This is a genomic window from Thermodesulfobacteriota bacterium (assembly GCA_036397855.1).
Classification (GTDB): Bacteria; Desulfobacterota_D; UBA1144; order Nemesobacterales; family CSP1-2; genus DASWID01.
Genome location: DASWID010000169.1, coordinates 1 through 12,124 on the forward strand (window position 1 = coordinate 1; position 12,124 = coordinate 12,124).

A 12,124-nucleotide genomic window follows, 5' to 3' on the forward strand; every position below is an offset into this window, starting at 1 on the left:
GGCAAAACAATTAGCCGGTAAGGATAGTTTTCTCGATTTAAATCAAGATGAAATGATGGAGATTTTAAACATGGCCTACGCGAGCGAATCTCTTTCCAGCAGTGGCGGAGTTTCAAATCTGTATGGCACTATGCTACCGGGCATATTGCTTATTAATCATTTAATTCGTGAGACAATTGAAATCTTCTATACAAGCGACGCAGGGTGGAAGGTCGTGGGTTATCAGGGGCCTCCGCAGTGGAAAGGGAATCTGGATTACGATAAGTGTGGCTTTTAGATGAGCGCAAGTAAGGAAGTTGACGTTTGTATTGTAGGATCCGGTGCTGGAGGCGCTCCTGTAGCATATGCGCTCGGGAAGGCTGGATTCTCCGTCGTGGTTCTCGAAGCGGGTCCTCGATTTACTCAAAAAGAATACCACCTTGCTCAGACGGACTGGGAGCAATACCCATATCCTGAGCCTTTTGCCGAGCGCGAGTATGGTGGGAAGAAAGACCTTTATACCTACAGCCAACCAGAAGCATTAGATCCAAAATATAAAAAACTTCGCTCATGGTCCAAGGCACAGGGTAATTATAATAACTCTGATAGAAGAAGGCCGCCCCATGTCGACAGGGCGAAAGGGGTCGGAGGGACAACCCTCCACTACCAGGGTGAGGCACACCGTTTTTCTCCATATGGATTTAAGTCGAAGTCTCTCTACGGAGTTGGAGACGACTGGCCAATAAATTACAAAGACCTTGAACCTTTTTATGAAAAGGCCGAAAAATTACTGGGAGTTACGGGTTTAAATGGGAACCCATTCAAACCGCCCGGGGGTCTATTTCCTAATCCCCCGCATGGTCTTAGCTGTGCGAGTGAGCGGGTTAAGGTTGGTTTCGATAAGCTAGGACTGCATCTCTGGCCTAACTCTCTGAACATCAACTCAAGACCCTTCGGCGGCAGGCCAGCTTGCAACTATTGTAATGGCTGTTTTCTCGGATGCATGATGAAGGCAAAAGGTAGTATGGATGTGACTTTGATCCCAAAAGCGGAGGCAACCGGAAATGTCGAGGTCAGACCAGATTCGGTTGTAAGGGAGATTACCGTAAATAAAAACGGCAAAGTTGATGGAGTAATTTATTTTGGCTCCAATAAGGTCGAAAAAATACAAAATGCAAAAATAGTCGTTGTTTCTGCGAGCGCACTCGAATCCTCGAGGCTGCTTTTAAATTCGAAGTCTTCTCAATTTCCGGAAGGTCTTGCCAATAACAGTGGGATGGTCGGAAAGAATTTTATGGAGACAGTAATCTATAGTAACACGGTTCTCTTCGCTGAGCCAATCGAATCGTATAAAGGGCTTCAGATAGATAGCCGAGCCTGGGATTATAATGAACCGAGAAAGGAAAACAATTTCATGGGCGGACTAGTACTTGGAGTGTCGGCCCTGGATTTGCTGGGGCCACTCAGCTATGCGCAGAAGATAGCGCCTGGCTGGGGGAAAGAGCATAAGGACTTTATGCAAAAATATTTTGGCCATGCGGTTAATGTATTTGCGATTGGGGAGCAGTTACCTCGTGAAGAAAACATGATAACGATTGACCAAGAAGTTCGGGATTATTACGGAATTCCAGTTGCCAGGATCTCGACAAGATTAAGCGACAACGACCTCGAGATGCTGTCGTTTATGCAGAGAAAGTGTAATGAGATCGTTGAGGCAGCGGGGGCTGTAGATATGGTCAGGCAATTTGGCTCCTATGATCTGAGCATGATGTCGCATATGGGTGGTACCTGTAGAATGGGGAGTGATCCCAAGACCTCTGTCTTAAATCCTTATTGCCAGAGCCACGATGTGAAAAATCTTTTTGTAATCGACAGCAGTTGCTTTGTAACACAGGGCGGCGGAGACAGTCCGTCACTCACTATTCATGCAATTGCGTTCAGGGCGGCGGATTTTATCATCCGCGAAGCAAAAAAGGGAAACCTATAGTGCATTCTTCAGTAAAATTTCCTCGCTCTCTGAGGGGATTGAAGGTGGGGGGAAAGTTTTTAAATTGTAGGGACTGATCCCCATATCAGTCCGGATGATGGCTTCCTGATGAAGCCCGTTCGGGGAACGGGCGCTACCTTGAGTTGAAATATCTAAATTTTGGGGTTAAACCTTCTAATATCATGGAGGAATGGAAGTACTGGTTGGGTCTTAACTTTGTGCCGGGTGTCGGTGATGTGGGGTCTAAAAATCTAATTTCTAGGTTCCAGAATCCCAAAGCAGTTTTTGAAGCCAGTATAAAAGCGCTTGAGGGGGTAGAAGGAATCGGCGAAAAGGCGGCACAGTCAATCAAGAATTTCTCAGACTGGGAAAGAGTCGATTCTGAGATCCAGAACTTAAAGAGGCTCGGCTTTAAGCTAGTCTCCATAATTGGTAGAGACTATCCGAAAAATCTCTCTAAGATTTATTACCCTCCGTCGATCCTTTATTTACACGGTGAGATCTGTGCCAGCGACGAGCTAGCAATTGCAATAGTTGGCACGAGGGCGGCCGATCGATATGGAAGGCTTGTAGCGGACAACTTAGCCTCTGAGCTGGCATCAATGGGAATTACCATAGTGAGTGGCATGGCGCGTGGGATTGATTCTGCCGCCCACGCAGCGGCATTAAAATCCGGAGGAAGGACCATAGCAGTCCTTGGGTCTGGCTTAGACGTGATATACCCGCCTGAAAATAAAAATCTCTATAATCAGATTTCAGAACACGGGGCAGTCATATCGGAGTTCCCCCTCGGGTCCGATCCCGATGCTGTAAATTTCCCTAAGAGGAATCGAATAATAAGCGGTCTAGCACTAGGAGTTGTGGTAATTCAGGCTCCCGAGAAGAGCGGAGCCCTAATTACGGCATCGTTTGCGCTTGAACAAAACAGAGAAGTTTTTGCCGTGCCTGGTAATATAGGATCAAGACTGAGTTGTGGAACAAATGCTCTTATAAAAGGAGGGGCGAAGCTGGTCGCTTCAGTTGAGGATATCGTGAGTGAGATCGACGCATTCAGGCGGCTTAAGCCAATAGAGTCGGCCGTTGTTATTGGCCCTATTCTGGAAAGACTTAATGAAGATGAGAAAAGAGTCTTTTCTACACTCGGGAACGAGCCTATTCATATAGATGATATTATCACGCAATCTGGATTTGAGTCTGGCAGGGTTTTATCCACCCTTCTTTCCCTGGAGCTGGAAGGTCTCATTACGCAACTTCCTGGTAAAATGTTTCGGCTAAGTAGGTTCTAAATTTACAAAATGATTCTCAGTTTGACATGAGATGGGTCATCTGACATTGAAGCTGTTTCTGGCCTTTTTTTACGAAAATTGTTTAAGTTTATTAAAGTTGTGATATCCTAAAGTGACTTTGTGAAGGGAGCAATGTGATGAAAATAGGTATTATTGGTACTGGGTATGTCGGTCTCGTTACGGGAGCATGCTTAGCATCTAGTGGGAACAATGTAACCTGTGTTGATGTAGATGAGCACAAGATAAAGGCTTTAAAAAAGGGGATGGTTCCCTTTTATGAACCAGGCCTTCCAGAACTTGTACGGTCAAACCTTAAAGAGGGACGGCTCCATTTTACTACGGATATTTCCGAAGCTGTGAAAAAGTCATTCATTGTCTTTGTGGCTGTCGGTACGCCTCCCAATGGCGATGGTTCAGCAGATACCGGGATGGTATTTAAGGTGGCAAGATCGATTGCCGAGTGTCTGGACGATTACAAGATCATTGTAACAAAGAGTACCGTACCTGTTGGAACAACCGAGATGGTTCGGGAAATAATAAGGGGAAATGGCGACCATGAATTCGATGTTGCCTCAAATCCCGAGTTCCTCAAAGAGGGAGCTGCAGTCGAGGACTTTATGAAACCGGATAGAGTGGTGATCGGTGTCGATAAGCCTTCTGTTGGGGGAATCCTGAAGGAGCTCTATTCACCGTTCATGAGGTCAGGCGACAGGGCTATGGTTGTATCCATAAGGTCAGCCGAACTTGCCAAATATACTGCAAATGCAATGTTAGCTACGAGAATTTCCTTTATGAATGAAATTGCAAACCTCTGTGAGCTTGTCGGTGCTGATGTTTCGGAGATTAGACAAATCATCGGTAGCGATCACAGAATAGGGCGTCATTTTTTATTTCCCGGAATTGGCTATGGAGGCTCGTGTTTTCCTAAGGATGTAAAGGCGATAATCAAGACGGCCGGAGATTTGAATTTTGAACTAAGGATTTGTAAGGCAACGGATCAGGTTAACACGCTACAGAGAGAGCTTTTCTGGCAGAAGATTGAACGGATTTTCGGGGGAAGGTTAAAGGGTAAAAAGATTGCTGTGTGGGGGCTCTCATTTAAACCCAAGACCGACGACATAAGAGAGGCTCCGTCTTTATACGTGATTGATAGGTTACTGTCGGGCGGGGTTGAGGTAACGGTTCATGACCCGGTTGCGATGGATAAAGCAAGGGAAATTTACGGTAAAAAGATTAAATATGCAGGGTCTAACTATGATGCTTGTGTAAATAAAGATGCCCTAGTTATTAATACAGAATGGAACGAGTACCACCAGCCTGACTTCGGCAAAATGAAGAAATTAATGAGAACCCCAATCATAGTGGATGGTAGGAATTTATATAATCCTAAGATGCTCAGAGACGTTGGTTTCATCTATATTGGAGTAGGTATCAATAATCTTGAGAATATCGGCGGGATCGATGATGGGGGCAGTGTGGCTGATCTTGTAAAGAAAAAGCCGGGTGTTAAAACCCGACAAAGGATTTAAGGCGTAACATCTCTAAATTGATGTTATGAGATTTACCGACTAAATTTAAAATAGAAAAAATCAATAAATCTCGGAGATATCTTGCAACTATCTTACTAAGGCACTTAAAACAACTTATTAGGTATCATCCATAACTTCCTTAAATTATTCAATATACTATAACCCAATATCTTTGTAACCTTTTATTCCCTCTATGACCGATCCTTGCGTAATAGATCAGTGTTGTCTATTTTACGGTGGTGTGGATTCCTAAGAGTATTGCAAAAGAATATATTATCAGGTAGAAGGTTGTAAAATTTAATAAGAGGATTGAATCTTGAGCTCGAATGATTAATCTAACAGTTAATAAACGTGCATTAAGGGGGGTTTAATGACTAAGTCACTTATCATAGTTGAGTCTCCATCCAAGGCGAAGACTATAAAAAAGTATCTGGGAAATGATTACAATGTCGAGGCTTCGTCAGGTCATCTGATTGATCTTCCACCCAGCAAACTCGGTGTAGATATAGATAAGGATTTTAAGCCAAACTATGTTGTAATAAAGGGAAAGAATAAATATCTCTCTCAGCTTGCTAAGGCTGCAGAAAATGCTGACAGGGTCTATCTTGCCTCGGATCCAGATAGAGAGGGTGAAGCAATAGCATGGCATATTGTCAACAGGCTTAAATTGAAAGATAGGGCATACAGGGTGCTAATATATGAAATCACTGAAAAGGGCATACTCGATTCCTTAAAACATCCAACGAACCTGAGCCAGGATAGGTTTGAGGCCCAGCAGGCGAGGCGAATACTGGACCGGCTCGTCGGATACCAGGTAAGCCCAATCCTATGGAGGAAGGTGAAGAGGGGGCTGAGTGCCGGAAGGGTGCAGAGCGTTGCACTCAGGATGATTGTACAGCGAGAAAGGGAAATAGAGAGCTTTAAGACAGAAGAGTATTGGACGATTGAATCCAGGTTGCAGAAGTTGATAGATGAGCATAATGGGTCATTTCAAGCAATCCTTAATAATTATAATGGCAAAAAGATAAAGATAGTTAATGAAGAAGAGGCTAAAAGGATTGTAGATTCGATTAAGGGTGAAAAGTTTACGGTTTCTTCTGTAGATAGAAAAGAGAGGATCAGGAAAACACTCCCGCCATTCATCACAAGTACATTACAGCAAGAGGCGTCGAGAAAACTCAGATTCCCCGTGAAAAAAACGATGTCGATCGCTCAAAAGCTATACGAGGGTATAGAACTCGGTGATGAAGGTCCGATGGGGCTAGTAACATATATGAGAACAGACTCTGTCAGGATATCTGAACATGCTATCGGTGAGGCGAGGTCATACATTAATAATATCTATGGTGGCGAGTACCTTCCCAAAAAGCCTAATGTGTTTAAGGTAAAGAAATCTGCTCAAGATGCGCACGAGGCGATTAGGCCGACTGCAGTAATCAAAACCCCCGACTCGATAAAATCGTTTTTAACTGAAGATCAGCTTCTGCTTTATAAGCTCATTTGGAATAGATTCATTGCATCGCAGATGAATCCGGCAATATATGACCAGACGTCGGTTGATATAAATGCCGGAAGGGGTGTATTTCGCGCAACCGGTTCAATTATTAAATTCCCTGGTTTCACTGTTGTGTACATGGAGGGAAAGGAAGAGGAGGAAGAGGAGGAAGACTCTGAAGAAGATAAGAAGCTTCCTGAATTAGCCGTTGGTGAGGAGCTAAGGGTATTAGAACTTGAGGGGAAACAACACTTCACACAACCGCCTCCCAGGTACACTGAAAGCTCGCTGGTAAAGGAGCTTGAGGAAAATGGGATAGGTCGTCCATCCACATATGCAACAATACTCTCCACAATACAGGAAAGGGAGTATGTAATGAAGGAAAAAACCAAATTAAAACCGACTGTCCTGGGCCGCTCGGTAAATGATCTTCTTATAGAAGGTTTTCCTGAAATCATGGACATTAAATTTACAGCAGAAATGGAGGGAAAACTCGACGAGGTGGAAGAAGGTAAAGCGCACTGGGTTGATATCCTGAAGGGATTTTACAGCGGGTTCTCTTCGAGGCTCAATAAAGCCGAAAGGTCAATGAGAAGCTTGAGAAAAGAGGGAATACCAACAGATATAGATTGCTCACTATGTGGGTCAAAGATGTTGATTAAATGGGGGAAAAGAGGGGAATTTCTGTCATGTTCCAGGTATCCGGAATGCAAAAATGCGAAGAAGTTTGTTTACGGTAGCGATGGGGAGATTAAGATAATACAGAAAGTGATGCCTGAGGTAATGCATGATATCGTTTGCGAATTGTGTGGTAAACCAATGGCGGTCAGGACTAGCAGGTATGGAAAGTTTTTGGGTTGTACTGGCTATCCTGATTGTAAGAACGTAAAGAGGATAGATGAGGTTAAAAAGGATATTATTGTTGATGGTAAGAGCCATAAAAAAGAAGAAGAAGCAAATCAACTGAAAAGGAAGATTGTTTAATAGAGCGCAGAATCGTATCGAATAGAGATGCAGTATTAATTGGAGTCGTTGGCGGGATCTGTATTCTATATCGATCAAGATAGAATCATGACTCGGGAATTTAATTGGATTAATTGTTCATTTCGTCTCTCGCTAAGAACAAACTAGACTCAACGTTATTCTTCCTGTTTGAAATACCCCCACACTTGGAAATATTGAATAACTCCCAGTAAAATCTTTAACTGTGACTGAAGGTCTACAGAAAATTTTGGAGTCCCTTGAGAAACCTCTGAGGTTTGCATCTAGGACAAACTTTCAAAATATTCATAAAGTAAAGGATCTGGACAAGGTGGTAGAAGATATGACTCTCAGAGCACTGTCACTCAACCTGACTGTAAAAGAGGTTACGACGCTTAAATCTTTAAGGCAGTCATTCGGCGCCTACAATAGATTACGGCTTAACGGTAAGAAAAAATTAATAATAGACTCGCTCGGTATAATCACCGGACTGAAAGGTGTTGAAGACTATCCTGTTGATGAGAATTTGGCAACGCGAGAAACCATTAGTCCGACACCTGATAGAACGGATCTATCTCAAATCTCGATCCAATATGTGAAGGGGGTCGGGCCCAGGATAGCTGAAGTACTTTCAAGGAAGGGTATAAAGACAGTTGAAGATGCCCTTAATTACTTTCCGCGGACATATGAAGATAGAAGAAACATCAAGAGAATATCTACACTAAAGCCTAATAGCCGTCAGACCGTGATGGGAAAGATAGTTCTTAGCGGAATGGTGAGATCGAGGTCAAGGGGAATTTATCAGGTTATTGTTTCAGATGGAACAGGAACGCTCGCCCTTTCGTGGTATCAATACAATCCTAAATATCTCAAGGCAACATATAAGAAAGGTTACACGGTGATACTGAGTGGAGATGTGACTTTAAACAGGTACAACAATACACTTCAGATTGTCCATCCAAGTCCCGACGATGTGGAAGTTTTTGAAGATATTGAAGGCATCGAAAAAGACATGCTCAATTTTAACAGAATCGTCCCGATTTATCCATTGACCGAGGGTATAAAACAGAGGCGGATCAGGAAGATAGAAAGCATTATATTGGATACTTATGGTAAGAGTGAATTCGATTATGTTCCTTACGAAGTAAGGAAAAGAAATCACATTATGGGTATAGATGAAGCAATCTCAAGGGTTCACTTTCCGAGCAATTCGGACGACCTTGTAGATTTGTCGGACAAGAGTTCTATTTATAATTCTCTACCTCATAGGACAGTTTCGTTCAATGAATTTTTCCTCTTGGAGGTAGGGCTTGCCCTCAAAAAAAGAGACATTTCGAAAATGCCCGGTATATCATTTGATCCTACAGGAGAGCTGACTAAAAAACTGCTTTTAGAGCTTCCATTCAAGCTTACCTCGGCTCAATCACGTGTTCTTTCTGAGATCGAAAACGATATGAGAGCGGATCGCCCCATGAATAGGCTTCTCCAGGGGGATGTAGGGAGCGGTAAAACGGTCGTGGCACTGTTGTCCATGCTAAAAGCCGTCGAGAGTGGATACCAGGCTGCGCTAATGTCTCCTACAGAGATCTTAGCCGAACAGCATTTAAGATCTGTCCTCAAATATGTTGATGGATTTGGTATTAGGGCTGTACTTTTGAAGAGCGGTCAAAGTAGAAATGAGAAAGAGTCGAATTATAATGCAATCAATTCTGGAGATGCAAAAATAGTTATTGGAACACATGCGTTGATTCAAGGAAAGGTTGAATTCAGAGATCTTGGCCTTGTGGTGATAGATGAGCAACATAGGTTCGGGGTAATTCAAAGAGCCCTACTGAGGAGTAAGGGTAAGAACCCCGACGTTCTTGTTATGACTGCTACACCCATTCCAAGGACCCTTGCTATGACCGTATATGGAGATCTTGATGTTTCTGTTCTCGATGAAATGCCTCCTCATCAACGGGCGATAGAGACCTTCGTCTTCTTTGAAGAAAAAGGTGCACGCGATAAAGCATATGACCTTGTCAGGAAGGAGGTGATTAAGGGGAGACAGGCATATATTGTTTATCCTTTGATTGAGGAGTCTGAAAGCCCTGACCATAGGGATTTGAGGTTCGCAACTAAGATGTTTGATGAGTTGAGAAAGGATGTGTTCCCAGAATTTCGACTTGGTCTGCTTCATGGGAGAATGAAGACCGAAGAGAAAAATGAGGTTATGAAAAAGTTTATTTCGCGTCAAGCGGATATCCTTGTTGCAACAACCATCGTAGAGGTTGGGGTGGATGTTCCGAATGCGACGGTGATGGTGGTCGAGAATTCTGAGCGGTATGGTCTCTCGCAACTCCATCAATTAAGGGGTCGGGTTGGAAGAGGGGAACACGAGTCTATATGCATCTTAATATCTGCTGCAAAGCGATCGGCTGATGCCCATGAGAGGCTCTCTATATTGAGGGATACTTCCGATGGTTTTAAAATTGCAGAAGCGGATCTCATGATTCGGGGTCCAGGAGAATTCATTGGAACTAGGCAATCCGGTCTGCCAGAGTTCAGGTTCGCGAACTTGTTGAGAGACGCTAGAATACTTGGTGAAGCCAGAAATGAAGCTTTTGATATTGTAAAAAAGGATCCGACACTTGTTAATTATCCGAGATTGTACAGGGGAGTTCTTAAAAGATGGGGGGAGAGTCTAGAACTTGCGGGTATTTCCTAGAATTAGGATTTTAATATCATGCAACTGAGTGTAATCATCCCGGCATTGAATGAATTTCAATATATTTCCAAAACTGTGTACGCAGTGCGGGAAAACGCCGTTCTTGGAGCGCCTCATGAAATCATAGTCATAGATTGTGGTTCGACTGATGGAACAACTGAAATTGTGAAGAAACTTGGTGTGAACCTTATTGAAATTAGACCCGAGGTAGCTGGTCGGTCTCAAGCTCTGAACAGAGGTGCCAGTATTTCAACAGGGGATGTGTATTTGTTTCTCGACGCCGATACGATTCTTCCCGAGGGGTATGACAAAGAGATTAAAACTGTTCTGGATAGTCAAGATATAGCGGGTGGTGCATTTGAATTCGCCCTTGATGGAAAGGGTTTTAGTCTACGTGTAGTTGAATTGATTAACCGCATTCGCTACAGAATTTCCCATCAATTTTATGGAGACCAGGGAATTTTCGTTCGCGCCACCGTGTTTCGCGGACTTGGTGGCTATCCGAATAAAGGGATTCTTGAAGCATCTGATTTTTGCTCTTCATTGAAGAAAGTGGGAACGTTGGCTCTGATCAGAAAAAAAATCAAAACTTCTCCCCGCCGTTTCCTAGAGGGTGGAGTCTATCGAGTTCTTGCAGGCGATATAAAGATATGGTGGCTCGATGTAATGGGAAAACCGGTGGATCAATTCGCTGTTATTTACTGGAAGAAGAATATATACAAGGCCAAGAAATGCTCTTCAGAGAAATAATGCTCGAATGTAATAAATAATTAGCCCTCTAAGAGTAGGGCTCCGGGATCTTCTATGAGTTTTTTAATCCTTACCAGGAATAAGACTGCTTCGCGCCCATCTACTATACGGTGATCATAGCTCAGAGCCACATACATCATGGGGCGTATCTCTATGTTTTGGTTTATTACGACGGGTCTGTCCTCAATTTTGTGCAGACCCAGGATGCCTACCTGTGGAGGGTTGAGAATCGGTGTGCTTAGCAATGAGCCAAAAACGCCACCGTTTGTTATGGTGAAGGTACCTCCAAGTAAATCTTCGAGTGAAAGCGTTTCATCCTCGGCTTTTTTCACATATTCGGCAATTGCCCTTTCGATTTCAGCGAAAGACATTTTATCAGCATCGCGTAACACCGGGACTACCAATCCTGCGGAAGCGCCGATGGCTACACCAATGTCATAATAATTTTTGAGTATTATTTCATCTTCCTGTATCTCCGCATTCAAAAGTGGAAAGTCTTTCAAAGCCCCTATCGAGGCCTTGACAAAGAATGAAACTATGCCAAGGCCGATCCCATAGCGTTCCTTGAAGGACTCCTTATGGCGTTTGCGTAGTTTCATTAGAGAACTCATATCGATCTCGTTAAAGGTAGAGAGAATCGCCGCTGTCCTCTGGGCTTCGAGCATACGGCGAGCTATAGTCCTTCGGCGACGAGACATTCGAACCCTCTCTTCTTGCCTGGAACGATCTGCTGCAGGTTTGGGAGCGCCTGGTTCTTGCAAGACCTTCTCTTCCCTCTGTTCAATCCCTGAAGGTTTGGGCTCAGCCCTCTTTTTCTCAAGGAAGTTCTCTATGTCTTCTTTTGTGATCCTTCCGTTGGGCCCTGTACCTTCAATTAATCTCAGATCTACGTCATTTTCTTCGGCAATGCGTCTTGCTACAGGAGTGGCTTTGATCTCTGGGCCTTCCTCTTCTTCTTTTACAACCCTAAGGGGCTCCCTCTCTTTTGTCTCAAATTCTTCACGCTTAACCTCAATTTTTTTCTCTGGTTCTTCTGCTGCTTTCTTTCTTTTCTCTCTTTCCTGCTCAGGCTTTCTCTTTTTTTCTTCTTCTTCCTTTCGGGCTTCATCTATTACCCCTAATACATCGCCTACCATTACATCGTCTTCTTCGTTTTTGTCTATGCGTACCAAAACACCTCCTTTCTCAGCCCCTACCTCAAAATTTGCTTTCTCGGTCTCAAGTTCTACAACAGCTTCACCTGGACTCACAGGTTCTCCTTCCCTTTTTAGCCATCTCACGACTGTGGCTTCGACCACCGATTCACCCATTTCGGGCACTACTATGTTGAACGACATGATTTTCGATTCTCCGGTTTATAAGTTTGTTAAGCATAATATGTCATGCATTTCCCTTTCACATTTTAACTTA

The 12,124-nt window shown here is 43.6% G+C and carries 8 protein-coding genes; 7 read left to right on the forward strand and 1 reads right to left on the reverse strand.

What is annotated here, in order from left to right; genetic code table 11:
- From VGA95_13065 to VGA95_13095, 7 genes are all read left to right on the forward strand, one after another.
- Positions 1-277, forward strand: a 277-nt coding sequence (locus VGA95_13065) for a hypothetical protein (GenBank protein HEX9667470.1), incomplete at its 5' end; no start/stop codon positions are given.
- Positions 278-1,966 carry a GMC family oxidoreductase gene (locus VGA95_13070; protein HEX9667471.1) on the forward strand — a complete coding sequence of 563 codons (1,689 nt, stop codon included), beginning with the start codon at positions 278-280 and terminating at the stop codon, positions 1,964-1,966.
- A gap of 143 nt (positions 1,967-2,109) precedes the next feature.
- The gene (dprA, locus tag VGA95_13075) at positions 2,110-3,252 is read left to right on the forward strand and encodes a DNA-processing protein DprA (GenBank protein ID HEX9667472.1); all 1,143 of its coding nucleotides are present in this window, start codon (positions 2,110-2,112) and stop codon (positions 3,250-3,252) included.
- 137 nt (positions 3,253-3,389) lie between these two features.
- Positions 3,390-4,781, forward strand: coding sequence for a UDP-glucose/GDP-mannose dehydrogenase family protein (locus VGA95_13080; protein HEX9667473.1), 1,392 nt, complete (start codon positions 3,390-3,392; stop codon positions 4,779-4,781).
- A 370-nt stretch (positions 4,782-5,151) separates the two neighbouring features.
- Positions 5,152-7,260 (forward strand): type I DNA topoisomerase, encoded by a 2,109-nt coding sequence (topA, locus tag VGA95_13085; protein HEX9667474.1) that lies wholly within the window; start codon positions 5,152-5,154, stop codon positions 7,258-7,260.
- Positions 7,261-7,483: 223 nt separating this feature from the next.
- Positions 7,484-9,964 carry an ATP-dependent DNA helicase RecG gene (gene recG, locus VGA95_13090; protein HEX9667475.1) on the forward strand — a complete coding sequence of 827 codons (2,481 nt, stop codon included), beginning with the start codon at positions 7,484-7,486 and terminating at the stop codon, positions 9,962-9,964.
- An 18-nt stretch (positions 9,965-9,982) separates the two neighbouring features.
- Positions 9,983-10,714, forward strand: a complete 732-nt coding sequence (locus VGA95_13095; GenBank protein ID HEX9667476.1) for a glycosyltransferase family 2 protein — start codon at positions 9,983-9,985, stop codon at positions 10,712-10,714.
- A gap of 20 nt (positions 10,715-10,734) precedes the next feature.
- Here the strand turns inward: VGA95_13095 and odhB are convergent, their stop codons facing one another.
- Positions 10,735-12,051 carry a 2-oxoglutarate dehydrogenase complex dihydrolipoyllysine-residue succinyltransferase gene (gene odhB / locus VGA95_13100; protein ID HEX9667477.1) on the reverse strand — a complete coding sequence of 439 codons (1,317 nt, stop codon included), beginning with the start codon at positions 12,049-12,051 and terminating at the stop codon, positions 10,735-10,737.
- Positions 12,052-12,124 lie beyond the last annotated feature (73 nt).

What these genes read in the sequence shown, in the direction of transcription:
- odhB (HEX9667477.1), bottom strand. Translation starts at nt 12,051, where the DNA reads ATGTCGTTCAACATAGTAGTGCCCGAAATGGGTGAATCGGTGGTCGAA.
- VGA95_13080 (HEX9667473.1), top strand. Translation starts at nt 3,390, where the DNA reads ATGAAAATAGGTATTATTGGTACTGGGTATGTCGGTCTCGTTACGGGA.
- VGA95_13095 (HEX9667476.1), top strand. Translation starts at nt 9,983, where the DNA reads ATGCAACTGAGTGTAATCATCCCGGCATTGAATGAATTTCAATATATT.
- topA (HEX9667474.1), top strand. Translation starts at nt 5,152, where the DNA reads ATGACTAAGTCACTTATCATAGTTGAGTCTCCATCCAAGGCGAAGACT.
- VGA95_13070 (HEX9667471.1), top strand. Translation starts at nt 278, where the DNA reads ATGAGCGCAAGTAAGGAAGTTGACGTTTGTATTGTAGGATCCGGTGCT.